Genomic DNA, 23,948 nt, shown 5'->3' with positions numbered 1-23,948 from the left:
TCAGCGCTTGCCGAAGCGGGCGCCGTCGAAGTCCGCGGCCCCCTCGTTCTTCTTCGCGGTCTGGGCCATGTCGCTGTCACCGGTGCGGAACGCCGTGTCCATGCCGGCCTGGCCCTCGGTGATCCGGCCCATGCCCGCGTTCAGATCCGCGGCGATGCCGTCGACGTTCGACTTGAAGGCGTCGAACGCTCCCTTGCCGGCACCGTTCATCTTGCCCTCGAGCGGCTGCGCCGCCGCGACCAGTTGCTTCACCAGACCACCGAGGTCCTGGGTGCCGGTCGAGGTCTTCTTCGTCAGCTGGCTGAGGGTCTCCTGACCCATGTCCCATCGCTGTCCCACAAGCTTCTCCTTCGCACTGGTCTGCGCCGCAAAGCCAACCCTAGACGGCGTTTCGGGTCACAACACAATCGTCCTAGAAAAACGTCGAGCCTTAGCGAAACTGGTTGATGACGGCAATCATTTCGACCAGGATCGAAAGGTACGGCATCCGATCCGCCGTCGGATCGAGCAGCCCGAGCGCAGCATGTTGTTGCCTCAGGCATCTTTCTGGCCGGGTGCCGGTCACGGTCTCGCGCTCGTCCACCTGGACCGGGAATCGGGGGCGCTCGTGCCCGCGGACCCGCCGCCCGGCAGAATCTGGTGTCGGGAAGGGTGGAGATGACTGGGACGACGAACGACTCGACGGTGCTGAAGGCGATCGCGGACCTGGCCCCGCTGTGGATGCCGGGTGCCGTCGTCGACACCTCCGAACGCACTGTCGAGGTGGGCTGGGGCCGGGGCGCGCTGCAGATGTCCGCGGTCGTCGGGCTCGGCGAGATCATCGATCGCTGTCTGCAGCTGCCACAGCAACTCTGGGCCGACCAGATCGAGGCGTGGTTACGGGCCGTGGTCGCGGAGGGTGAGCTCGCCACCGAGGAACACCGGTTCGGCGACGTCGCGGGACGGCAGCGCGCGATGCTGCTGCAACGCGGCTGGTCCGCGCGGACGGCCGGCCCGGTCGCCGACGCCCTGATCCCCTTCGGCGACCACTTCGAGGTCGTGGTCTTCATCGGTACCGGCAACGACTACCGTCGCTTGACCGTCGTACGCCGGTCGATGCTCGGCCTGGGCGACCCCGACGTACCGTCGCCGGTGCAGTTGACGCTGCAGCAGATCGCTGACCTTCGTCCGATCGAGCGTGACGGGTTCTCGGTTCTCACCCGCGCCGACGACCCGTTGGTCTCGATGGCGGTCGTCGACCGGGAGAACCTCCTGCCTCAGGCGTCCATCGGGCTCGGAGCGCTGGTCGCGGTGCCTCGGCTCAGCACGGTGGCGTTCTGTCCCGCCGACGCCGGACAGCAGGTCGCGGACCGGTTGGCGCAGTGGGTCGCCGACACGTACGAGGGTGCGTCTGACCAATGCAGCCCTGACTTGTACTGGCTGCAGGGCGACCGCATGGTGCAGGTTCCCGTCACGCTAGCGACACCGCCGACGGTCGTGCTGCCTCCGGCGCTCCTGCCGTCACCGCGCCGCACCTGGTTCCGGCATCTGTTCGAGCAACTGTTCCGTCGCTGACCTGCTGATGCTCCGTCGCTGACCTCCTGAACAGCAGCAGGCCCCGCGCGCTCAGCGGCTCCGGGGCCTACCCAACTCAGCCGGCTGCGCGCTTCCGGGCAGCAGACACCTTCTTCGCCGGTGCTGTCTTCTTCACCGCGGTCTTCTTCGCGACAGCTTTCTTAGCTACCGCCTTCTTGGCCGGGGCCTTCTTCGCGACGGCCTTCTTGGCGGGCAAGGCCTTGGCTGCTGCCTTCTTCGCGCTCGGCTTCGCCGCGCGGCCCTCGAGGATCTCGGCGAGGAACTGCCCGGTGTACGACGCCGGGTTGGCCGCGACCTCCTCCGGCGTACCCTCGGCGACCAGCGTGCCGCCGCGGCGGCCGCCGTCCGGTCCGAGGTCGATCAGCCAGTCGGCGGTCTTGATCACGTCGAGGTTGTGCTCGATGACCAGCACCGAGTTCCCCTTGTCCACCAGGCCGCTCAGCACGCCGAGCAGCTTGCTGATGTCCTCGAAGTGCAGACCCGTGGTCGGCTCGTCCAGCACGTACACCGTGCGACCGGTCGAACGCCGCTGCAGCTCCGACGCCAGCTTCACCCGCTGCGCTTCACCGCCGGACAGCGTCGGCGCCGGCTGACCGAGCCGGACGTACCCGAGGCCGACCTCGACCAGCGTCTTCAGGTGCCGCGAGATGGCCGGGATCGCCTGGAAGAACTCCGACGCCTCCTCGATCGGCATGTCCAGCACGTCCGCGACCGTCTTGCCCTTGTAGTGCACCTCGAGCGTCTCGCGGTTGTACCGCGCGCCGTGGCACACCTCGCACGGCACGTACACGTCCGGCAGGAAATTCATCTCGATCTTCAGCGTGCCGTCGCCCGAGCACGCCTCGCAGCGGCCGCCCTTGACGTTGAACGAGAAGCGGCCCTGCTGGTACCCGCGGACCTTCGCCTCGGGCGTCTCCGCGAACAGCTTCCGGACGTGGTCCCAGACCCCGGTGTACGTCGCCGGGTTCGACCGCGGCGTCCGGCCGATCGGCGACTGGTCGACGTGGATGACCTTGTCGACCAGCTCCATGCCGGAGATCTTCGTGTGCCGCCCGGGCACCGCGCGGGCGCCGTAGATCTGCCGGGCCAGCGACGTGTAGAGGATGTCGTTGACCAACGTCGACTTGCCCGAGCCGGACACCCCGGTGACCGCGACGAACACCCCGAGCGGGATGGTCACGTCGAGGTCCTTCAGGTTGTTCTGGCGCGCGCCGTACACGGTCAGCTCGCGACCCTCGGTCAGCGGACGCCGCACGGCCGGGATCGGGATCTCCCGCCGGCCGGAGATGTACTGCCCGGTGATCGAGTCCGGGTGGTTGCGCAGGTCCTCGACCGTGCCGGACACCACGACCTGGCCGCCGTGCTCGCCGGCGCCCGGGCCGATGTCGACGACCCAGTCGGCGTGGTCGATGGTGTCCTCGTCGTGCTCGACGACGATCAGCGTGTTGCCCAGCTCCTTGAGCCGGACCAGCGTGTCGATCAGCCGCCGGTTGTCCCGCTGGTGCAGGCCGATCGACGGCTCGTCCAGCACGTACAGCACGCCGACCAGGCCGGAGCCGATCTGCGTCGCGAGCCGGATCCGCTGCGCCTCACCTCCGGACAGCGAACCCGCCGGCCGACTCAGCGCCAGGTAGTCCAGGCCGACGTCGAGCAGGAACCGCAGCCGCTCGCCGATCTCCTTCACCACCCGCTCGGCGATCTGCTTCTCCCGCGGGCTCAACTCCATCCGGACGAGGAAGTCGTGCACCTCGTCGATCGACATCGCACTGATCTCGGCGATGTTCTTCCCGCCGAGCGTGACCGCCAGCGAGATCGGCTTCAGCCGCGCGCCGTTGCAGGCCAGGCACGGGACCTCGCGCATGTACTCCTCGAAGCGCTCGCGCCCGGTGTCGCTGGACGCCTCCGCGTGCCGGCGCTCGACGTACGGGATCACGCCCTCGAAGCTCGTGTAGTACGACCGCTCGCGGCCGTAGCGGTTCTGGTACGAGACGTGGACCTGCTTGTCGTGGCCGGTGAGCAGCGCCTTCTTCGCCTTCGCCGGCAGCTCGCCGAACGGCGTACTCGTCTTGAACTTCAGGTCCCGCGCCAGCGCCTCGAGCAGCCGCTCGAAGTACTGCGTGACGTTCTGTCCCGACCACGGCTGGATCGCGCCCTCGTCGAGCGACTTCGACGGATCCGGGACGAGCAGCTCCGGGTCCACCTCCATCCGGGTGCCGAGGCCGGTGCAGACCGGGCAGGCGCCGTACGGCGAGTTGAACGAGAACGAGCGCGGCTCCAGCTCGTCGATCGCGAGCGGGTGGTCGTTCGGGCAGGCGAGCTTCTCGGAGAACCGGCGCTCGCGGTGCGGGTCGTCCTCCGGCAGGTCGACGAAGTCCAGCACCACGAGACCGCTGGCGAGGCCGAGCGCGGTCTCGACCGAGTCGGTCAGCCGCTGCTTCGCGGAACCCTTGACCGCGAGCCGGTCGACGACCACGTCGATGCTGTGCTTCTTCTGCTTGTCGAGCTTCGGCGGCTCAGTCAGCTGGATCGTCTCGCCGTCCACCCGGGCGCGCGAGAAGCCCTGACCGGTCAGCTGCCGGAAGAGGTCGACGTACTCACCCTTGCGGCCGCGGACCACCGGCGCGAGCACCTGGAACCGGGTGCCCTCGTCCAGCTCCAGGACGCGGTCGACGATCTGCTGCGGGGTCTGCCGCGCGATCGGCTCGCCGCACTCCGGGCAGTGCGGGCGGCCGGCCCGGGCGAACAGCAGCCGGAGGTAGTCGTACACCTCGGTGATCGTGCCGACCGTGGAGCGCGGGTTCCGCGAGGTGGACTTCTGGTCGATCGAGACCGCCGGGGACAGGCCCTCGATGAAGTCGACGTCCGGCTTGTCCATCTGGCCGAGGAACTGGCGCGCGTACGCCGAGAGCGACTCGACGTAGCGGCGCTGGCCCTCGGCGAAGATCGTGTCGAAGGCCAGGCTGGACTTCCCGGAGCCGCTCAGTCCGGTGAAGACGATCATGGCGTCCCGCGGCAGGTCGACCGAGACGTCCTTCAGGTTGTGCTCACGTGCTCCGCGCACGATCAGACGGTCAGACACAAGCTCACTCTCAGCCGTTCTCGAGGGTTTCCGGACGGTTCTCCGGCATGCCCGGTCATGCTAACGAGGCCCACCGACAAAAACTTCCGCCGCCGCGACCGCGGCCCGGCTTCGAAAGTATATTCGATCGCGGACCGTGCTCGATCCAACCCGGCCGGAGGTGCAAGGATCTGCGTGTCACCTAGATCAGGGAGAGGCGAGATGCCCGAGTACCACGGGAACGTCAAGGTCGGCGGACCGGCACAGACCCACGAGCTGGCCAAGTTGATGATCACCAAGGTCGCCGTCGGACCGATGGACAACAACGCCTACCTGCTGCGCTGCCGGCAGACCGACGAGCAGGTGCTGATCGACGCCGCGAACGAGGCGGACACGCTGCTCCGCCTGGTCGGCGAGGCGGGCCTGGCCCGGGTCGTCACCACGCACCGCCACCAGGACCACTGGGAGGCGCTGGCCGAGGTCGTCGCCCGTACCGGCGCCACCACGGTCGCCGGCCGCCACGACGCCGAGGGCATCCCGGTCCCGACCGACCAGCTGGTCGACGACGGCGACCACATCGCCGTCGGCAGCTGTAGCCTGCGCGTCGTCCACCTGGTCGGCCACACCCCCGGCTCGATCGCCCTGGTGTACGACGACCCGGACGGCGCACCGCACCTGTTCACCGGCGACTCCCTCTTTCCGGGCGGCGTCGGCAACACCCAGGGCGACAAGGCGCGCTTCACGTCCCTCATCGACGACGTCGACACCAAGCTCTTCGGCACCCTCCCCGACGAGACCTGGGTCTACCCCGGCCACGGCGCCGACACCACCCTCGGCACCGAACGCCCCCACGTAGCCGAATGGCGCGAACGCGGCTGGTAACAACACCGGACGAGCGCCGGACGCCGGGCGTCGGGAGGCGACGCCGAGGGGGGCGTCGGGGGCGGGGAGTGGGTGGAGGTGAGCTCGAGGGTTCGGATGGGCTGGGTGGGGTTTAGGTGCGCGCCTCGGTGATTTGGTCGAGGATCTTCGTGGCGCCTGCCGAGGTTGCGAGGGTGGTGGCTTCGTCCGCTAGCGCGGAGGGGTCGCGGCCCTCGGCTTTGGCGAGGTAGATGAGGCCCACCAGGTTGGCGGCGACGCCGGCGGTGAAGCCGAGGGTGCGGCGGAGGGTAGTGGATTCCTCCAGGAAAGCTCGAGCCTCGGGGAGGTTGCCGGACATCTGGGCGGCGATGCCGAGGTGGCGAAGGGTGTAGCTGAGGGTGAGGGTGTCGCTGGTTCGGCGGGCGAGTGTCTCGGCGGTCTGGAGGTGTGGGACGGCGGTGGGGTTGTCGCCGCGGACCACCTGGTGGAAGCAGCCGATCCAGAACTCGGCCTCGGCCTCGCCGCGGAGGTCCGACGCGACGCGGTACAGGCCGGCGGCGCGTTCGAAGTACGCCAGTTCGCCGGGCTGCTCGGTGCGGGACTCCAGGAAGCGGCAGTGCAGGATGCGCCCGCGTTGGACCAGCAGCGCCGCCTCGACCGCGTCGAGGGCCCGGTCCGCGGCCGGCAACCCGCCGTACTCGCCGTTGAAGACCGCTCGTTCGTAGTGCTCGTCGACCTGCCGCATCAGCTCGTCCACCCGGCTGATCCTAGGGTGGCGGCATGACCGGATTCGCGGAGTATCAGCCCGGGGTCGCCCGGCAGACCGTCGACGTCGTCGTACGTCCCGCCGTGGACGCGGACCTGACCAGGTGTGCGGAGCTGATCGTGTCGCGGACGGGCGGAGCGGTCGACGTACGGCGTGCACGCCTGGTCGCGGACCTCCAGCACCCCGACAGGTACACCGTCGTCGCCGAGATCGACGGCACGGTCGTCGGATACGCGCTGGTACTCCGGCACCAGATCTCCCCCACCGACCCGCCCGGCACCGCCCCGGACGGGTACTACCTGATCGGTCTGATCGTCGACCCGGAGTACCGGCGGCACGGGATCGGCGAGCTGCTCACCCGGGAGCGGATCCGCTGGGTGGCCGAGCGCGCCGACGAGGTCTACTACTTCGCCAACCTGGCGAACGGCGCAACCCTCGACCTCCACCTGAGCTTCGGGTTCACCGAGGTGACCCGCGACTTCACCTTCCCGAACGCCCCGCTCAAGCCCGGCACCTGCGTACTGCTCCGCGCCCCGATCAGTCGGTGAGCTCCGCCGGATAGGCGATCACGTCGACGAGCGCGTTGTTCCGGATCGACGTCAGTTCGGTACGCCGGGCGATCGCGTCCTCGAACAGCTGCCGCTGCAACGACTGCGCGTCCCGGAGTGGTACGCCGTTCACCGCCAGCACCAGGTCGCCCTGCCGAAGGCCCGCGGCGGCGGCCGGGCTCGCCGGGATCACCTCGACGACGCGCAACGCGGTCCGCTGGTCGAAGCGCTCCGCAAACGCCGGACGCAGCGGCGCGGGCGTGGTGACCAGACCGAGGTACGCGCGGCGTACGCGGCCGTCGTGGAGCAGCGAGTAGATGATCCGCCGGGTCGTCGGGTTCATCGGCACCGCCAGACCGAGCCCGATCCCGGCGACGGCGGTGTTGATGCCGATCACCCGGCCGTTGCCGTCGGCGAGCGCGCCGCCGGAGTTGCCCGGGTTCAGCGCGGCGTCGGTCTGGATGACGTCCTCGATGATCCGGTTGGCCGACCCGCTCCGGACCGGCAACGAGCGGCCCAGCGCACTGACCACGCCCGCCGTCACGCTTCCGGCCAGACCCAGCGGGTTGCCGACCGCGACCACGAGGTTCCCGACCTTCAGGTGGTCCGCGTCGCCGTACTCGGGCGGGTCCGGGATCTCCCGGTCGGCCCGCAGTACGGCGAGATCCGACAGCCGGTCGACGCCGATCACGCGGGCCTGCGCCGTCGTACCGTCCGCGAACTCCGCCGTCGCCTCGGTGCCGCCGCCGACCACGTGGGCGTTGGTGAGCAGGTGGCCGTCGCCGGTCAGGACCACCGCGGAGCCGGACGAGTCGCCACGCCGGCTGTGGATCCGCAGGCTTGCGACCCGCGGGATCAGTTGCTCGGCCACTCCCGAGACCACCCGGGAGTAGGCGTCCAGTACGTCGTCCTCAGGCATCGGCCTCACCTCCTGAATTACAAGATTACTCCGCAATCGCAACGTGAACCGGGCCACAATCCTGACCGATCGGTTGAAAACTGGCCGATCGGTCAGTCAAGCTGCATGACATGGCAGTCACCACCCCCGCCCGGGAGCGGACCAGGCGCGAGATCGTGCGCCAGGCGATGGACCTGTTCCAGGCGGCCGGCTACAACGCGACGTCGCTGCAGGACATCGCCAGCGCGGCCGGCTGCTCGAAGGCGACGGTGCTGTACCACTTCAGCGGCAAGCCGGCCGTGCTCGCCGCCGTCCTCGAACCCGCCGCCGCCGACCTGGCCGACCTGGTGAAGGCCGCGGCCGAGCTGCCCCGCGCCGCCGCGCAGGAGCTGGCGATCGAACGCTTCATCGACCTCGCCGTCGAGTACCGCGGCGTGGTCGACGTCCTGCAGGACGTCATCCCGGTGATCGAGCGGATGCCCGAGGTCGCGCCGCTGGTCGCGGACGGGATCCGGCTCACCGAGTTGATGGCCGGCTCCGACGACCCGATCGAGCGGGACCTGGCGAAGTTCGCCATCAACGGCCTGCTCGGCGAGTGCCGGCACGCACAGGAGCGCACCGGCGACGACCTCCGAAGACTCTGCGACCTCGCGCTCCGGAGACTCCTCCGCCGCGCCTGACCGCCCGACCCCGACTCCCCCGCCGCCGCGGGGCGATCACTTCTGCCCGCTGACCCGAAACGGACGCACTCCCGATGGCCAATCTGCTCTACCGGCTCGGCCGGTTCTCCTACCAGCGCCGGCGCCTGGTCGCCGCGCTGTGGGCGCTGTTCCTCGTGGTGCTGGGTGTCGGCGCGCTGACCCTGGGCGGCAAGACCGCGAACACGTTCTCGATCCCCGGCACCGAGTCGCAGCGCGCTCTCGACGCCCTCAAGCACGAACTTCCGGCCGCCAGCGGCGCGTCCGCGACGATCGTCGTCAAGGCACCGGCCGGCAAGACCCTCTACGACCCGGCGGTGAAGGCGGCCGTCGGCACCACCGTCGCCAAGGCCGCGAAGGTCCCCGAGGTGATCACCGCGATCGATCCGTTCACCAGCAGGGCGATCAGCCAGGACCGTACGACGGGACTCATCAGCGTCCAGTTCGACAAGCCGGCCGACGAGCTGTCGCACGCGAGCAGCGACGGGTACGACGGACTCAGCGCGCTCAGCTCCGGCGACCTGCGGGTGGTGCCGGGCGGGCAGATCAAGGCCGGGATCCCGGAGATCGGCGCGACCGAGGTCATCGGCGTCGCGGTCGCGGCCGTCGTACTGATCGTCACGTTCGGGTCGCTGGTCGCGGCCGGGATGACACTCGTGACGGCGTTGCTCGGCGTCCTCGCCGGGATGGCCGGGTTGTTCATCGTGACCGCGTTCACCGACGTGTCGTCGACGGCGCCGATCCTGGCGTTGATGCTCGGGCTCGCGGTCGGCATCGACTACTCGCTGTTCATCAGCTCGCGGCACCGGTCGCAACTGGGTGCGGGGATGGACCCGGAGGAGTCGGTCGCGCGGGCGACGGCGACGGCCGGGTCGGCGGTGCTGTTCGCCGGGGCGACCGTGGTGATCGCGCTGGCCGGGCTGTCGGTGGTCGGCGTACCGTTCCTGACCGCGATGGGGCTGGCCGCGGCGGCGACGGTGCTGACCGCCGTACTGGTCGCGTTGACGTTGCTGCCGGCGCTGCTCGGGTTCGTCGGGAACCGGGTGCTGCCGCGGAAGCTGCGCAAGTCGCCCACGACCGCCGTACAGAAGGAGGGGTTCGGTTTCCGGTGGGGCCGGCTGGTGACGCGGTTCCGCGTACCGATCGTTGCTGTCGGCATCATCGGTCTCGGGCTGCTGGCGATCCCGGCGAAGAACATGCAGCTCGCGTTGCCGGACGGTGCGTCGGCGGCCGCCGGTACGAACCAGCGGGTCGCGTACGACCTCACCGCGGCGGCCTTCGGGCCGGGCGCCAACGGGCCGCTCGTGGTCGTTGTGACGAGCAACGATGCCGCCACGTCCGAGGCCGTCGTACAGCAGGTGCTCGCAAAGACGCAGGGGCTTCCCGACGTGGTCGCGGCGCAGCCCGTGGGGGCGAGTGACGATCACACGACCCGGCTGCTGCAGGTGATCCCGAAGAGCGGGCCGGCCAGTGAGCAGACCGCCGACCTGGTGAAGAACCTGCGCACGGCGGTGCATCCGCTGGCGACGGGCAGCGCCGAGATCTCGGTCACCGGGAACACCGCGGTCGGGGTCGACGTGTCGAACAAGCTGTCCGACGCGTTGCCGACGTACCTGTTCGTCGTGATCGGGTTGTCGTTCCTGCTGCTCCTGCTGGCGTTCCGGTCGGTGCTGGTGCCGTTGAAGGCGACGCTCGGGTTCGTGCTGACGATCGGTGCGACGTTCGGGATCACGGTCGCGGTGTTCCAGGAGGGTCACCTGGCGAAGCTGGTCGGGGTCGACTCCCCCGGTCCGCTGGTGAGCTTCCTGCCGATCATCATGATGGGCATCCTGTTCGGGCTCGCGATGGACTACGAGGTGTTCATCGTGTCCCGGGTCCGCGAGGAGTTCGTGCACGGCCGGCACGCGAACGACGCCACCGTCCAGGGCCTCGGCCACGGCGCCCGCGTCGTCACCGCCGCCGCGCTGATCATGGCCTCGGTCTTCGCCGGCTTCATCCTGGTCCACGACCCGATCATCAAGGCGATCGGCTTCGGCCTCACCATCGGCGTACTCATCGACGCCTTCGTGGTCCGGATGACCCTCGTCCCCGCCATCCTCAGCCTCCTCGGCGACCGCGCCTGGTGGTTCCCGAAGTGGCTCGACCGCATCACCCCCAAGGTCGACATCGAAGGCGAGTCCCTCAACCTCCCACCCACCCCGAACGAACGCGAACTCGCCGACGTCCACTGAACATGCGGTACGGGACGCACACCCCGGCGCCCCGCACCGCAGTACCACGAGAAAAGCCCTGGCGAGTCTGACTCGCCAGGGCTTCTTCGTCGGGCTGACAGGACTTGAACCTGCGACCCCCGGTCCCCCAGACCGGTGCGCTACCAAACTGCGCCACAGCCCGATGCCCGGCCTTTTCAGGTGAGCGGGGTTTACCTTACAGCATCCGGTGGGGTGGTTCGGACGGTGGTTCGGACGGTGGTCCGGTCAGCGTTTCTTGTTCTTCTGGCGGGCTCGGATCTGGACGTGGACCGGGCTGCCGACGAAGCCGAAGTCCTCGCGGAGGCGGCGTTCGATGAAGCGCTGGTACGACGCCTCGATCTGGCCGGAGGTGAAGATCGCGAAGGTCGGCGGCATCGTGGTGGCCTGGGTGCCGAACAGGATCTTCGGCTGCTTGCCGGACCGGACCGGGTGCGGGTGGGCGGCCACCAGGCGGCCGAGGAACGCGTTCAGCTGGCCGGTCGGGACGCGGGTCTGCCAGCCCTCGAGGGCGGCCTCGATCGCCGGGACGAGCTTGTCCATGTGCCAGCCGGTGAGCGCGCTGATGTTCACCCGCGGCGCCCAGCGGAACTGCACCAGGTCGCGGTCGATCTCGCGCTCCAGGTAGTACCGGCGCTCGTCGTCCATCAGGTCCCACTTGTTGTACGCGATCACCAGCGCCTTGCCGGCCTCCTCGACCGCGTTCATGATCCGCAGGTCCTGCTCGGTGATCGACTGTGAGGCGTCGATCACGACCACCACGACCTCGGCCCGCTCGATCGCGGCGTTGGTCCGCAGCGAGGCGTAGTACTCATGGCCCTGGGAGTTCTTCACCTTGCGCCGGATGCCGGCCGTGTCGATGAAGCGGTACTCCGTGCCGCTCAGCGTGATCAGCTCGTCGACCGGGTCCACCGTCGTACCGGCGACGTCGCTGACGACGACCCGGTCCTCCTTGGCGACCTTGTTCAGCAGCGACGACTTGCCGACGTTCGGCTTGCCGACGATCGCCACCCGGCGCGGGCCGCCGAGCTCGTCGTCACGCTCGGCCGGTGCCTCCGGCAGCGCGGCCAGGACCGCGTCCAGCATGTCGCCGGTGCCGCGGCCGTGCATCGCCGAGATCGGGAACGGCTCGCCGATGCCGAGCGCCCAGAGGTTCATCGCCTCGGCCTCGATGCGCTGGTCGTCGACCTTGTTGGCGGCCAGTACGACGGGCTTCCCGGACTTCCGCAGTACCCGGACGACGGCCTCGTCGGCGTCGGTGATGCCGACCACCGCGTCGACCACGAACAGCACCGCGTCGGCCGCGTTGATCGCGACCTCGGCCTGCGCCGCGACCAGCGCGGCCATCCCGACCGCGTCCGGGTCCCAGCCGCCGGTGTCGACCACGGTGAACTCGCGGCCGGCCCAGTTGGCGTCGTACGAGACCCGGTCCCGGGTGACGCCGGGGGTGTCCTCGACGACCGCCTCGCGGCGGCCGATGATGCGGTTGACCAGCGTGGACTTGCCCACGTTCGGCCGCCCGACGATCGCGAGCACGGGCAGCGGGCCGGCGTCGTCGCGCTCGTGCGTCGGTACTTCGGTGGGCAGGTCAGTCATGGGGGTCCCTCTGGTTACGCCAGCCCGGAAGTGGGTGGCCGGTTTCTTCGACGGCCGCCTTCACATGGGCGCGCAGCACGTCACCGATGTGGTCGGCGACCGCCTGTACGTCGGAATGTCTCCTGGGAAAGGGTACGCGCTCCACCGCGAAGGCCTCGCCGTACACCACGTCGATCCGGCTTCCGGTCGGCGGATGACCCTCGACGCCGCCGTCCGGCAACCGGGTCCCCATCAGCGCCACCGGCAGGATCGGCGCGCCGGTCACCATCGCCAGGTACGCCACCCCGCTCCGGATCCGGCCGAAGTCGCCCGGCCCGCGGGTGCCTTCGGGGTAGATGTTCAGCACCCGGCCGTCCCGCAGGACCTGGATCGAGCGGCGGACGGCGAGTACGTCGTACGCCGAGCGGTCGACCGGGATCTGCCCGATCCGGCGCAGGAACACGCCCTGGAACCCGCCGAACACCTCGATCTTGCCGAGCTGGTGCAGCATCCGCGGCGCCATCGCACCGAGCAACGGGGCGTCCAGCAGGCTCAGGTGGTTCGGTGTCATCAGCAACGGACCGGTCAGCGGGAACCGGTCCTCGTGGTGGATGTGCAGGTCGTACCTGAGCCGGAAGTACGGCCTCGCCACTGTCCGCATCGGCAACGCCAGCCGATACGGAAGCGCCGGCAGATCATCGGTCCGCGGCAGATCCCGGTGCCTGGTGAGTTCTGCCGTCATAGCTCCCGACCCTGAGGGACAGTCTCCTTCGCTAGTCGGCTGATCACGTCGATGACCTCCTCGAGGGTCAGGTCGGTGGAGTCGATCGTGACCGCACCGTCGGAGGCGACCTGGAACTCCGACACGGTCGAGTCGTCGGCGTCCCGCCGGACGATCTGGTCCCGGAGCTCGGCCGCCGTCACCGAGCCGGCCGCGAGCTCGGCGCCGCGGCGGGCCATCCGGGCGTCCTGGTCGGCGGTCAGCAGCACCTTGAGCTCCGCGTCGGTGGCGACCACGGTGGCGATGTCACGGCCCTCGACGACGATCCCGCCGGCGTCCTGGGCGTCGTCGATGATCGCCCGCTGGCGCCGGATCAGCTCCGCCCGGACGTCCAGGTTGGTGGCGATCTTCGAGACCACCTCGCTGATCCGGGGCTCCCGGATCGCGGCCGTGATGTCGGTCCCGTCGGCGATCACGAACTGCCGGCCCGGGTCGGTGCTGACCTCCAGCTCGAGCTCCCGCGCCCGCCGCGCGACCGCCGCCGTGTCGTCCAGGTCCAGCCCGCGCTCGACCGCCGACCAGGTCACCGCGCGGTACGTCGCGCCGGTGTCCAGGTACCGCAGTCCGAGCCGGGTGGCCACTCCGCGGGCGGTGCTCGACTTACCGGAACCGCTCGGCCCGTCCACAGCGATGATCATGCCCCGAAGATTACCTTCGCCGAGGGACAGTTCAGGTGTGGACCACCCACCCGCGGGTGGTCAGCGCCTCGACCAACTGGTCCACCGTGCCGGGTTTGACCGCGAGCTCGACCTCACCGACCGGGCGGCCGGGACTGTGGTCGATCCGCAGGTCCTCGACGTTGGCACCGGACTCGGCGGCGTCGGCGAACAGCTTCGCCAGCTGGCCGGGGCGGTCCGGGATCGTCACCAGGACCGTGACCAGGTCGATGTGCGGGGCGCCGTGCTTGCCCGGCACGCGGATCGCGCCGGACACCCCCTGACCGAGGATCGCGGTCAGCTCCTCGCCGGCCTCTTCCTTGCCGAGGGCAACGAGCAGCCGGTCGAGCTCGCCGCGGATCTGCTCCAGCAGGCCGGTCAGCGCGGTCGAGTTCGCGGACACGATCTGGGTCCACAGCCGCGGGTCGCCGGCCGCGATCCGGGTCACGTCGCGGACGCCCTGGCCGGACAGCTCGAGGTGTGACGACGGGGCGTCGGCCAGCGTCCCGGCGGCGAGCGCGGACATCAGGTGCGGCAGGTGGGAGACGCGTGCGACGCCGAGGTCGTGGTCCGCCACGGACATCTCGACCGTCCGGGCGCCACAGGCCTCGGCCAACCGCCGTACCAGGTCCACGGCGTCCGGATCGCTGGTGTCGTGCGGGGTGATCGCCCACGTGGCGCCGTCGAACAGGTCGGCGCGCGCGGCCAGCGGGCCGTTGCGTTCGGAGCCGGCCATCGGGTGACTGCCGACGTACCGGCTGACGTCCTCGGTCAGGCCGCGCGCGTCGGCGAGCGGTTTGCTCTTGACGCTGGCCGCGTCGGTCACGACCGCTTTGGTTTGTTCGAGCTGCGCGGCGACGACCGCGCCGACGTGGTCCGGCGGTACGGCGACCACGACCAGCTGCGGCTCGATCTCCACCAGGCGCGAGCCGGCCCCGATCCGCTCGGCCATCAACGCGTTGTCGGGGTTCCCGTCGACCAGCTCCACGACGACCCCCAACCGGGCCAGCGCCAGCCCGATCGACGTCCCGATCAACCCGGTCCCGACAATCCGGACGGGGCCGCGCAATTCGGTCACTGGGCGCCGGTCAGGTCTGGGCGGAGGGCTACCGCGCCATGCAGGTACACGTGCTGGATCTTGTCCCGGGAACGCGGCGTCTCGGTGTGCACCATCAGCCGGACGACCCGCGGCAGCGCGTGCGGCACCGGGATCTCCTGCATGCACATCAGCGGTACGTCGGTCAGCCCGATCTGCCGGCCCGCGACCGCCGGGAACTCCGAGCGGAGGTCCGACGTGACGGTGAACAGGATGCTGATCAGATCCTCGTTCTCCAGATCGTTCGCCTCCAGGACCGCCTTCACCAGCTCCGCGGACCGCTCGAGCAGGTGCTCGCGCTCGTCCACGTCCAGCTGGGTGGCACCCCGGATCGCGCGTACCGCCACGTCGCTCCTCCTAGTTCGTCTGCCCCAAAGACTAGTTCAGGGTAGTCAAGGAGTGGACAGCCGTCTCAGCCGCGTCGAGGGTCTGCTCCAGGAGCAGCGCGATCGTCATCGGGCCGACGCCGCCCGGAACCGGGGTGATCAGCCGCGCGACCTCGGCCGCCTCGGCGAAGTGGACGTCGCCGACGTTGCCTTCGTTGTACCCCGCGTCGACGACCACCGCGCCCGGCTTCAGCCAGTCGCCGCGGACGACGTTCGGCTTGCCGACCGCGGCGATCACCACGTCGGCGGTCCGCACCAGGTCCGCCAGGTCGCGGGTCCGGGAGTGCGCGTAGGTGACAGTCGCGTTCGATGCCAGCAGCAACATGCCGGCCGGCTTCCCGAGGATCGGGCTGCGGCCGATCACCACGGCGTGCGCGCCTTCCAGCGGTACGTCGTACGCCGCGAGCAGCCGCATGATCCCGCCGGGCGTGGCCGACCGGAACCCGGGGTCGCCGAACGCCATCGCCGCAAACGAGCGCATCGTCACGCCGTCCACGTCCTTGCCAGGGTCGATCGCCTCGAACGCGGCCCGCTCGTCGATCTGCGCCGGCACCGGGTGCTGCAGCAGGATCCCGTGCACCGCCGGGTCCTCGGACAGCTTGGTGAGCTCCGCGACCAGTTCCGCGGTGGTCGTCGTGGCCGGCAGGACGACACTGCGGGAGGCGATGCCGGCCTTCTTCGACCGGTTCTGCTTCATCCGTACGTACGTCGCCGACGCCGGATCGTCGCCGACCAGTACCGTCGCCAGGCACGGCTGTACGCCGTACTGCTCCTGCAGGGCGCTTGCCCGTTCCGCTGCCTTGGCCACCATGTCGGCGGCGAGGTCGGTTCCGATCATCAGCTCAGCACTCATCCGCGCACTCCTCTGAGTTCGAAGGTGCCCAGGCGCGCGGCGAAGCCGGATGGCAGACCGTTCCCCGGTGGTTCCTCCACCTCAGCGCCAGTCGCGGTCCGGCCTCAGTCTAGAGCAGGCCTGCGTGGTCCAGTGCGAGGTAGGCGGCGTCGATGCCGGTCATCGCGCCGGGGTTGCGGAGTTCGGCGCGGAAAGCATCGACGGTCAGCTCGACCGGTACGCAGTCCTCGGCCTCGTCCAGCTGCTGCTTGCCGTCGGGGCGGCAGCCGCGGGCGATGGCGACGTACTTGCGGAACGTCGACGACGCGCCGGACCACTGCCAGCCGACCACGTCGAGGGTCTCGCAGGTGTAGCCGGTCTCCTCCTCCAGCTCGCGGGCACCGGCCACGGCGACGTCCTCACCAGGCTCGACGAGACCGCCCGGGAGGTTCGTCACCACGGCGTCGGGACCGGCGCGGAACATCCGGATCGTCACGATCCGCCCCTCCGGCGTCAACGGCAGCACCGTCACCCCGGCGTCGACGCCCGCCTCACGCCCGGCCACGTCCCACTCCACCTCACGCCCGTCCGGCATCCGGTACCGCCGCAACCGCACAGACAGAAACCGCTCAAACCCCAACTCCTCCCCCAACAACTCCCAAGGCACCGGGTCAGCAGGCGCAACCACAACCCCCTCCACGTCGGCGCCGGGCATAGGCGCGGGAGCGGCAGGCACAGGCGCGGGAGCGGCAGGCGCAGGAGCGGCAGGCACAGGCGCAGGCGCGCCGGGCGCAGGCGCGGAAGACCGCTCAGCCGACACGTGGATGGTGGGAGCCGAGCCGTGGGCAGTGGGTGCTGAGGCCTGAGACGGCTCAGCCGGCGTATGAGTGGCGGGCGCGTGCGCGTGAGGCCGCTCAGCCGACGCGTCGGCGGCGAGAGCCGACACATGACATGGCTCAGCTGGCACGTGCGCGGCGGCCGCGTGCGACTGCTCAGCCGGCGGGCGGGTGGCAGGAGGCGGGGCGTGGGTGGTGGGTGCCGGGGCTGTCGGTGCCGGGGCGATGGGAGCCGAGGTGGTAGGAGCCGGTGCGTGTGTGGTGCGAGCCGGGGCGTGGGCAGTGGGTGCCAGGGTGGTGGGAGCCGGGGTTGTCGGTGCCAGGGCGTGGGTGGTGGGTGCCGGGGGGTGAGAAGGCTCAGCCGCCACGTTGGTGGTGGCGGCTGAGGGCTCGGTTTGGTCTGTCACAGGGGGCGGTTGTCGTTGGGGTCTTCTGGTGGGGCTACTGGTGCGTCGTCGTTGGACGGCGGCGCGACTGGGGCCTCGGTGGAGGCGGTGTCCTCGGGGTTTGCCGAGGTGTCGCCGGCGGGGGCGTCTGCTCCGTCGGAGGCGGCCGCGTCCTCGGGGGTCTCGCCGTCGGTGGGGTCCGGGGCGGGGCGGGACTCGGAGAGGATGCGTTCGAGGGTCTCCTCGGAGATCCGCTTGAACTTGCGCACCTGGGTCCGGGTCCGGTCCAGTACGGCGACCTCCAACTGGTCCGGGGTGAGCTCGCGGACCTCGGTGCCGTCGTGCGCCAGGGCGTCGACGGCGAGCCGGAGCGCGCCGGCCAGGGAGATGCCGTCGCGGTAGTGCTCGCCGACGTAGTCCGCGACCTGGTCGGCCGGGCCGCCCATCACCGCGTACCCCTGGACGTCGGCGATCGAGCCGTCGTACGTGAGCCGGTAGATCTGGTCGTCGCCGGCGCTCGCGCCGACCTCCGCGACCAGGATCTCCACCTCGAGCGGCTTCTCGCCACCGGAGGAGAAGATCGCACCGAGCGTCTGCGCGTACGCGTTCGCGAGCGCGCGGCCGGTGACGTCACGCCGGTCGTAGGAGTACCCACGCATGTCGGCCAGCCGGACGCCGGCGATCCGCAGGTTCTCGAACTCGTTGTACCGGCCGACGGCGGCGAACGCCATCCGGTCGTAGATCTCGGCCACCTTGTGCAGCGCGGGCGACCGGTTCTCCGCGACGAACAGGATGCCGTCGGCATATTGCAGCGCGATCGCGCTGCGGCCCTTGGCGATGCCTTTCCGGGCGAAGTCCGCCCGGTCCCGCATCAGCTGCTCGGGCGAGACGTAGAAGGGAACGCTCATGAGTCCTCTGTCAGTTCGGGGTGATCAGGTCAGGGACGTGGCTGCGGGACCGTCGGGACGCTCGTGCCGCTGCGCCCAGGCCGCGTCGACCAGCGCCGCCACCTCGTCCTCGGGCAGCCGCCGGTAACCGTCCGCGGTGACCACGCCGACCACCGGGAAGATCCGTCGCAGCATGTCCGGTCCACCGGTCGCCGAGTCGTCGTCGGCCGCGTCGATCAGGGACTGGATCGTCACCGTCACGCAGTCGGTCTCGGACAGGTCCGGGCGGTAGAGCTTCTTCAGCGCGCCGCGGGCGAACAGCGAGCCCGAGCCGACGCTGTGGAAGTGGGTCTCCTCGTACCGCCCGCCGGTGGCGTCGTAGGAGAAGATCCGCCCGCCCTTCAGGTCCTCGTCGTAGCCCGCGAACAGCGGCACCACGGCCAGGCCCTGCATCGCCATCGCCAGATTGCCCCGGATCAGCGCGCTCAGCCGGTTGGACTTGCCGTCCAGGCTGAGCGTGGCACCCTCGAGCTTCTCGTAGTGCTCCAGCTCCACCTGGAACAACCGGACCATCTCGATCCCGAAACCGGCCGAGCCCGCGAACGCGACCGCGGAGTACTCGTCGGCGGGAAACACCTTCTCGATGTCGCGCTGGGCGATGATGTTGCCCATCGTGGCCCGCCGGTCGCCGGCCATCACGACGCCACCGGGGAAGGTGGCCGCGACGATCGTCGTGCCGTGCGGGACGTCGGCGGAGAAATCGGCCTGCCCGAGCGACCGCCGTCCGGGCAACAGGTCGGGCGCGTGCCCGGCCAGGAAGTCCATGAACGACGAGCCGCCCGGGGTCAGGAAGGCTTCCGGCAGCCGGCCGGAGGCATCAGATGTCATCGAGCGGTTCACTCCCCACCCTTTTGCACGAATCCGCGGACGAACTCCTCGGCGTTCTCCTCGAGCACCTCGTCGATCTCGTCCAGGATCGAGTCGACGTCCTCGTCGAGCCGCTCTTTCCGCTCCTGGACGTCCTCGGACGTCTCGACCTGCTCGACCTCTTCCTCGGTCGACGAACGCTTCGGCTGCTTGTGCTGCTGACCGCCGTCCTTCGCCATGTGGCCACCTCCTCGAACCGCTGGGGAGGCCGCCCAAATCGACCTCCACTAGCGACCCTACCCGGCCGCACCCCCAGTAATGGTGCGAACCAGGTCACTGGCGGTGTCGCATTGGTCAAGAAGTGCCCCGACATGCGCCTTGGTGCCCCGCAACGGGTCCAGCGTCGGGATCCGCTGCAGCGATTCCTTGCCCGGCAGATCGAAGATCACCGAGTCCCAGGAGGCGGCCGCGACCTGCGGCGCGTACTGCTGCATGCAGCGGCCGCGGAAGTACGCGCGGGTGTCGGTCGGCGGGTGCGCGACCGCCATCCGGATCTCCTCGTCGGTGACGATCCGCTGCATCCGCCCGGACTTCACCAACTTGTAATAGAGCCCCTTGTCCGGGCGCAGGTCGGCGTACTGCAGGTCGACCAGGTGCAGCTTCGGGTCGTCCCAGTCCAGGCCGTCGCGGTCGCGGTACGACTGGAGCAGTTTGTACTTCGCCACCCAGTCCAACTGGTCCGACAGCTTCATCGGATCCAGCGCCAGCTGGTCGAGGATCTGCTCCCAGCGGTGCAGCACGTCCTTGGTCTGCCGGTCCGCGTCGTCGCCGTACTTGTCCTCGACGTACTTGCGGGCCTGCTCCAGGTACTCCGTCTGCAACTGGACGGCGGTGAGCTTGCGGCCGTCCTTCATCGTCAGCAGATGCGTGCAGGTCGGGTCGTGGCTGACCTCGTGCAGCGCGGTCACCGGCCGGTCGACGCCGAGGTCGTCGGTCAGCCAGCCGTCCTCGATCATCGCCAGCACCAGCGACGTGGTCCCGACCTTCAGGTACGTCGAGACCTCGGACAGGTTCGCGTCGCCGATGATCACGTGCAGCCGGCGGTACCGGTCCGGGTTCGCGTGCGGCTCGTCGCGGGTGTTGATGATCGGCCGCTTCAGCGTGGTCTCCAGGCCGACCTCGACCTCGAAGTAGTCCGCGCGCTGGCTGACCTGGAACCCGTGCGTGGCGCCGTCCTGGCCGATCCCGACCCGGCCGGCGCCGGTGACCACCTGACGGCTGACGAAGAACGGCGTCAGGTGCCGGACGATCGACGCGAACGGCGTGGACCGGCGCATCAGGTAGTTCTCGTGGGCGCCGTACGACGCGCCCTTGTTGTCGACGTTGTTCTTGTAGAGGTTCAGCTGCGGCGCACCCGGGATCAGCCGGGCCTGGCGCGCGCCCTCCATGATCACCAGCTCGCCGGCCTTGTCCCACACGACCGCGTCCCGCGGGTTGGTGGTCTCGGGTGCGGAGTACTCCGGGTGGGCGTGGTCGACGTACAGCCGGGCGCCGTTGGTGAGGATCACGTTCGCCAGGCCGGTCTCCTCGTCGGTGAGCTGGCTCGAGTCGGCCACCTCCCGGCTGAGGTCGAACCCGCGCGCGTCCCGTAACGGGTGCTCCTCGTCGAAGTCCCACCGGGTCTTGCGTGCGAGCGGCTGCGTCTGGGCGTAGCCGTTCACCACCTGGCTCGAGGTCAGCATCGGGTTCGCCCCGGGCTGGCCCGGCACCGAGATCCCGAACTCGGTCTCGGTACCCATGATCCGCCGAACACTCATGCGACCGAGCCTACGCGGTACCGGCGACTTAAGTGGTTGCTGTGTCCACAGGGTTACATGTGAGACTGCGCGAGTGGACGAACTGGTGGCGCTGCTCGACGACGACAACCAGGTGGTCGGCTCGGCGCCGCGGTCGGTGATGCGCCGCGACAACCTCCGGCACTCGGCGACCGGCGTCCTCGTCCGGAATCCGGCCGGTGACATCTACGTGCACCGGCGGACGCCGACCAAGGACGTCTACCCGAGCCGGTACGACTTCGCCGCGGGCGGTGTGGTGGCGGCGGGCGAGGACCCGTTCGACGCCGTCGTACGGGAGCTCGAGGAGGAGCTCGGGATCGCCGGCGTGGAGCTGACGCGGCTGCCGGAGGGCGACTACGCGGACGAGAACACGCAGTACCACGCCTATCTGTACACGTGCGTGTGGGACGGACCGGTGCGGCATCAGCCGGAGGAGGTCGCGTGGGGCGCGTGGATGTCGCCGGCGGAACTGGTGGCCAAGTTCGACGAGTGGGAGTTCATGCCCGACAGCATCGGCCTGCTGGGTGCGTACGTCCGGAGCCTGCTGATCACCGAGGGCTGGGACAGTCGCGCCTGGATCGACGGCCCGTGGCTGCACCGTGCTGCGCGCCGCCCGGAGGTCGCCCCACGACTGGCCGCCGAGACCACGCTCCTCCCCTGGCTCGCGCCACAGCTCCCGCTGCCCGTACCGGTACCCGAGCTGACAGCGGACGGCGTACGCCACCTGCTGATCCTCGGTGAACGGCTGACCGGCGGGGACGAGTCCACCGGCCGGGCGCTGGGCGCCTTTCTGAAGGCCTTGCACAGCGTCGACCCTGACCAGGCCGTGACGTACGGCGCACTCGACGCAGCGACCGCTGCAGCCGCGAAGACGGCCGAACTGGCGGAGTTCCGGCAACGGATCCTGCCGCTGCTGCCGGCCGACGTACATGAGCAGGCCGGACAGCTCCTGGATCGGGTCGCAGAGGTCCGGACCTCCTTGATCCATTGCGACTTCGGACCAGAGCACATCCTCACGCTGGACGGCCGGATCACCGGCGTCATCGACTGGACCGACGCGGTCGTCGGCGACCCCGCGCTGGACCTCTGCTGGCCGCTGAACGGCGCCCCGGAAGCCGTCCGCGCCGGCGTCCTGGAGGCCTACCGACCGACCGCGGACCTCGTCGAGCGCTCGAAGGACTGGGCGCGGCTCTCCCCCTGGTACGGCGTGCACCGCGGCCTCCGGCTCGAGCTGGCCGACGAGGTACAGAACGGGCTGCGCGAGATCCGGGCGCTGCTCTGATGCAACCATCCGGCCCGTGTCCGGTCACTAGCTGATGTGAAGATCATCCTGACTGACGATACGGAGCCGTCGATGGCTACGGGATCTGCCGACCAGGAGCTGTGGGAACGGTTGCGCGTCGGCGACCACTTCGCCCTCGGGGAGCTGTTCGACCGGTACGCGGACGACGTACGGGCGTTCGCGTTCCGCCGGACGGCCTCGTGGAGTGCGGCCGACGACGTGGTCCAGGCGACGTTCCTCAGCACCTGGCGGCGCTTCCGGCGCGATCCACCGGGACCGCTCACCGGGGCGACGGCGCGCGGCTGGCTGCTGATCGTGGCCGGCAACGAGTGCCGCACGCTGGCCCGGACCGCGAACCGCCTCCGCGGACTGGTCGACCGGCTCCCGCGTCCCGCCCCGCACGACGACCACGCCCCGGACGTCGCCCGTCGCCTCGACGACGAGCGGCAGATGTCGGCGATCCGGCGCGCCGTCGCGAAACTCCCCCGGCACGAACGCGAGACGCTCGAGCTCGTCGTCTGGTCCGGCCTCACCGTCGCCGAGGCCGCGGACGCGCTCGGCGTACCGGTCGGGACCGTCAAGGCCCGCCTGCACCGCACCCGCCAGCGTTTCCCCGACCTGCTCACCCGGGTCGCCCTCACCGAGGAGCTCTCATGACCACCGATCTCGAACCACCGCGCGTCCCACCGCTGACCAGCGCCGAGCGCTCCCGGATGCGCAACCAGCTGATGGACCGCACCCGTCCCGCCACCCGGCACCCAGCCCGCCGCTGGATCGCTCCGGTGGTCAGCGTCGGCGCCGTCGCCGCCGTGGTAGCGGGCACGCTGGCCGTCACGCAGAAGTCACCCGATACGGGTGTGGCCGGTATGGCGACACCGGAAGCGAAGGTCGGCGTCGATCTCGGGCCGGTGCCGAACGCCGACCTGGCCAAGATCACCGCCGAATGCCTGTTCCCGGACGAGGCCGCTCCGGCTGACCTGGTCTGGAGCCGGCACGTCCGCGGCATCACCAACGACAGCACCACGCTGGTGGCGATCGCACGGAACACCAACGGACCAATCGCTCAGTCCCGCGCCTCGCAGCCGCCTACGACCCGCAACGGTCGCGGGCCCGCGAAGGGCGGAGCCCCCTCCAGCGCGCAGCTCGGGTACCGGTTCTGCATGGCGCGCATTCCACCGAACGCCAAGCTCGGTGCGATCGGCTCGGTCGGCCGGATCGACGACAAGGCCTGGCGGGCCGAGCCGACGGCGCAGCGCGGGCTGGTGGCGCTCGGCAGTACGGACGGAGACTTCACCAACAACCTCACCACGCTGCAGGCATGGCGGCTGTACCGGGCGTACCCGGACGTCGCGAAGGTCGAGGCGCGGTACGTCCTGGACGGCAAGCCCGGTCCGTGGACGAGCGGCGTCGTACAGGGCGGCTTCGCCTACACAGAGGTCCAGGCGGCCGGCAAGTTCACCGTCGGCCAGCGGCTCAAGACCGAGGTCCGCGCCTTCGACGCCGAGGGCAAGCAGATCCCCGTCAGTTAGCGGCGGCGGGCCATGGTGCGGGCGAGGTTGATGCCGACCAGGCCGATCCAGCAGATCAGCACGCCGGTCTTGCCCATCATGTTGGCCGCGATCGCGGTGATCGGGATCGCGGCCACGATCGAGACGATCGCCAGCGCCAGCCCACCCGGATCGGTCTCGCGGCTCGCCGGCTTGACCGGCCGGGCGGGCACCGGCTCGGGCAGCAGCCCCGCCCGGCGGTGCAGGTCGCGCTGGTCGAGCCTCTCCAGGAAGCCGTCGATGATCTCGGCCTCGTACTCCGGGCCGAGCTCCTGCCGCGCCGCCACCGCCGCCCGCAGGTCCTTGCGCAGATCGTCCGTCGCCATAGC

Annotated in this window: 25 protein-coding genes, 1 tRNA gene and 1 riboswitch; of the genes, 8 read left to right on the top strand and 18 right to left on the bottom strand. The window is 70.1% G+C overall.

The window, feature by feature from the left end:
- On the bottom strand, positions 1-339 hold the full coding sequence (locus tag ACQHIV_RS08780; RefSeq protein WP_427892974.1) for a hypothetical protein: 339 nt from the start codon (positions 337-339) through the stop codon (positions 1-3).
- A gap of 91 nt (positions 340-430) precedes the next feature.
- Positions 431-583, bottom strand: a complete 153-nt coding sequence (locus ACQHIV_RS08775) for a hypothetical protein (protein ID WP_427892973.1) — start codon at positions 581-583, stop codon at positions 431-433.
- Between the two features lie 74 nt (positions 584-657).
- Here ACQHIV_RS08775 and ACQHIV_RS08770 point away from each other — a divergent pair, with 74 nt between their 5' ends.
- Complete coding sequence (locus tag ACQHIV_RS08770; protein ID WP_427892972.1) at positions 658-1,554, top strand: hypothetical protein; 897 nt, start codon at positions 658-660, stop codon at positions 1,552-1,554.
- 76 nt (positions 1,555-1,630) lie between these two features.
- Here ACQHIV_RS08770 and uvrA read toward each other — a convergent pair whose 3' ends face one another.
- Positions 1,631-4,654 (bottom strand): excinuclease ABC subunit UvrA, encoded by a 3,024-nt coding sequence (gene uvrA, locus ACQHIV_RS08765; RefSeq protein ID WP_427892971.1) that lies wholly within the window; start codon positions 4,652-4,654, stop codon positions 1,631-1,633.
- Positions 4,655-4,855: 201 nt separating this feature from the next.
- Between uvrA and ACQHIV_RS08760 the strand changes: the two genes are divergently transcribed.
- A complete protein-coding gene (locus ACQHIV_RS08760; protein WP_427892970.1) occupies positions 4,856-5,515 on the top strand; it encodes an MBL fold metallo-hydrolase in 660 nt (219 codons plus the stop codon).
- 112 nt (positions 5,516-5,627) lie between these two features.
- Here ACQHIV_RS08760 and ACQHIV_RS08755 read toward each other — a convergent pair whose 3' ends face one another.
- Positions 5,628-6,251, bottom strand: coding sequence for a tetratricopeptide repeat protein (locus ACQHIV_RS08755; protein ID WP_427892969.1), 624 nt, complete (start codon positions 6,249-6,251; stop codon positions 5,628-5,630).
- A gap of 23 nt (positions 6,252-6,274) precedes the next feature.
- Here ACQHIV_RS08755 and ACQHIV_RS08750 point away from each other — a divergent pair, with 23 nt between their 5' ends.
- On the top strand, positions 6,275-6,808 hold the full coding sequence (locus ACQHIV_RS08750; protein WP_427892968.1) for an N-acetyltransferase family protein: 534 nt from the start codon (positions 6,275-6,277) through the stop codon (positions 6,806-6,808).
- Here ACQHIV_RS08750 and ACQHIV_RS08745 read toward each other — a convergent pair.
- Positions 6,798-7,727: a S1C family serine protease gene (locus ACQHIV_RS08745; RefSeq protein WP_427892967.1), complete on the bottom strand. Its 930-nt coding sequence runs from the start codon at positions 7,725-7,727 to the stop codon at positions 6,798-6,800. The two genes, ACQHIV_RS08750 and ACQHIV_RS08745, sit on opposite strands and share 11 nt — an antisense overlap.
- 110 nt (positions 7,728-7,837) lie before the next feature.
- Here ACQHIV_RS08745 and ACQHIV_RS08740 point away from each other — a divergent pair, with 110 nt between their 5' ends.
- Both ACQHIV_RS08740 and ACQHIV_RS08735 read left to right on the top strand, forming a co-directional pair.
- Positions 7,838-8,386 (top strand): TetR/AcrR family transcriptional regulator, encoded by a 549-nt coding sequence (locus ACQHIV_RS08740; protein ID WP_427892966.1) that lies wholly within the window; start codon positions 7,838-7,840, stop codon positions 8,384-8,386.
- Between the two features lie 74 nt (positions 8,387-8,460).
- On the top strand, positions 8,461-10,635 hold the full coding sequence (locus ACQHIV_RS08735) for an MMPL family transporter (RefSeq protein WP_427892965.1): 2,175 nt from the start codon (positions 8,461-8,463) through the stop codon (positions 10,633-10,635).
- 89 nt (positions 10,636-10,724) lie between these two features.
- Here ACQHIV_RS08735 and ACQHIV_RS08730 read toward each other — a convergent pair.
- The 12 genes from ACQHIV_RS08730 to dop form a co-directional block, all read right to left on the bottom strand.
- Positions 10,725-10,798: transfer RNA gene (locus ACQHIV_RS08730), tRNA-Pro, on the bottom strand.
- Between the two features lie 83 nt (positions 10,799-10,881).
- A complete protein-coding gene (der, locus tag ACQHIV_RS08725) occupies positions 10,882-12,249 on the bottom strand; it encodes a ribosome biogenesis GTPase Der (protein ID WP_427892964.1) in 1,368 nt (455 codons plus the stop codon).
- Complete coding sequence (locus ACQHIV_RS08720) at positions 12,242-12,970, bottom strand: lysophospholipid acyltransferase family protein (protein ID WP_427892963.1); 729 nt, start codon at positions 12,968-12,970, stop codon at positions 12,242-12,244. The genes der and ACQHIV_RS08720 overlap by 8 nt, the downstream gene beginning before the upstream one ends.
- Positions 12,967-13,647, bottom strand: coding sequence for a (d)CMP kinase (gene cmk / locus ACQHIV_RS08715; RefSeq protein WP_427892962.1), 681 nt, complete (start codon positions 13,645-13,647; stop codon positions 12,967-12,969). The genes ACQHIV_RS08720 and cmk overlap by 4 nt, the downstream gene beginning before the upstream one ends.
- 31 nt (positions 13,648-13,678) lie before the next feature.
- The gene (locus ACQHIV_RS08710) at positions 13,679-14,743 is read right to left on the bottom strand and encodes a prephenate dehydrogenase (RefSeq protein ID WP_427892961.1); all 1,065 of its coding nucleotides are present in this window, start codon (positions 14,741-14,743) and stop codon (positions 13,679-13,681) included.
- Positions 14,740-15,108 (bottom strand): chorismate mutase, encoded by a 369-nt coding sequence (gene aroH / locus ACQHIV_RS08705; RefSeq protein WP_130385491.1) that lies wholly within the window; start codon positions 15,106-15,108, stop codon positions 14,740-14,742. Before aroH ends, ACQHIV_RS08710 begins: the two co-directional genes overlap by 4 nt.
- A 31-nt stretch (positions 15,109-15,139) precedes the next feature.
- The gene (locus ACQHIV_RS08700; protein ID WP_427892960.1) at positions 15,140-16,000 is read right to left on the bottom strand and encodes a bifunctional 5,10-methylenetetrahydrofolate dehydrogenase/5,10-methenyltetrahydrofolate cyclohydrolase; all 861 of its coding nucleotides are present in this window, start codon (positions 15,998-16,000) and stop codon (positions 15,140-15,142) included.
- Positions 16,001-16,019: 19 nt separating this feature from the next.
- Positions 16,020-16,105: riboswitch (ZMP/ZTP riboswitch) on the bottom strand.
- 4 nt (positions 16,106-16,109) lie between these two features.
- Positions 16,110-16,595 carry an NUDIX hydrolase gene (locus tag ACQHIV_RS08695; RefSeq protein WP_427892959.1) on the bottom strand — a complete coding sequence of 162 codons (486 nt, stop codon included), beginning with the start codon at positions 16,593-16,595 and terminating at the stop codon, positions 16,110-16,112.
- A 623-nt stretch (positions 16,596-17,218) separates the two neighbouring features.
- Positions 17,219-18,109, bottom strand: a complete 891-nt coding sequence (prcA, locus tag ACQHIV_RS08690) for a proteasome subunit alpha (protein ID WP_427892958.1) — start codon at positions 18,107-18,109, stop codon at positions 17,219-17,221.
- Positions 18,110-18,133: 24 nt separating this feature from the next.
- Positions 18,134-18,976, bottom strand: coding sequence for a proteasome subunit beta (gene prcB, locus ACQHIV_RS08685; RefSeq protein WP_427892957.1), 843 nt, complete (start codon positions 18,974-18,976; stop codon positions 18,134-18,136).
- Between the two features lie 8 nt (positions 18,977-18,984).
- Positions 18,985-19,194 (bottom strand): ubiquitin-like protein Pup, encoded by a 210-nt coding sequence (locus tag ACQHIV_RS08680; RefSeq protein WP_132145168.1) that lies wholly within the window; start codon positions 19,192-19,194, stop codon positions 18,985-18,987.
- 57 nt (positions 19,195-19,251) lie between these two features.
- Positions 19,252-20,772 carry a depupylase/deamidase Dop gene (gene dop, locus ACQHIV_RS08675; RefSeq protein ID WP_427892956.1) on the bottom strand — a complete coding sequence of 507 codons (1,521 nt, stop codon included), beginning with the start codon at positions 20,770-20,772 and terminating at the stop codon, positions 19,252-19,254.
- Positions 20,773-20,845: 73 nt separating this feature from the next.
- Here dop and ACQHIV_RS08670 point away from each other — a divergent pair, with 73 nt between their 5' ends.
- From ACQHIV_RS08670 to ACQHIV_RS08660, 3 genes are all read left to right on the top strand, one after another.
- On the top strand, positions 20,846-22,072 hold the full coding sequence (locus tag ACQHIV_RS08670; RefSeq protein ID WP_427892955.1) for a phosphotransferase: 1,227 nt from the start codon (positions 20,846-20,848) through the stop codon (positions 22,070-22,072).
- A 72-nt stretch (positions 22,073-22,144) separates the two neighbouring features.
- Positions 22,145-22,729, top strand: a complete 585-nt coding sequence (locus tag ACQHIV_RS08665; RefSeq protein ID WP_427892954.1) for an RNA polymerase sigma factor — start codon at positions 22,145-22,147, stop codon at positions 22,727-22,729.
- A complete protein-coding gene (locus tag ACQHIV_RS08660) occupies positions 22,726-23,601 on the top strand; it encodes a hypothetical protein (RefSeq protein WP_427892953.1) in 876 nt (291 codons plus the stop codon). Before ACQHIV_RS08665 ends, ACQHIV_RS08660 begins: the two co-directional genes overlap by 4 nt.
- Here ACQHIV_RS08660 and ACQHIV_RS08655 read toward each other — a convergent pair.
- Positions 23,598-23,945, bottom strand: coding sequence for a hypothetical protein (locus tag ACQHIV_RS08655; protein WP_427892952.1), 348 nt, complete (start codon positions 23,943-23,945; stop codon positions 23,598-23,600). The genes ACQHIV_RS08660 and ACQHIV_RS08655 overlap by 4 nt on opposite strands.
- Between the last annotated feature and the right edge of the window lie 3 nt (positions 23,946-23,948).

Source organism: Kribbella polygonati (genome assembly GCF_050320105.1).
Classification (GTDB): Bacteria; Actinomycetota; Actinomycetes; order Propionibacteriales; family Kribbellaceae; genus Kribbella.
Note: the sequence above shows the minus strand (reverse complement) of the source record. Positions and strands in the feature narration are given on the sequence as shown.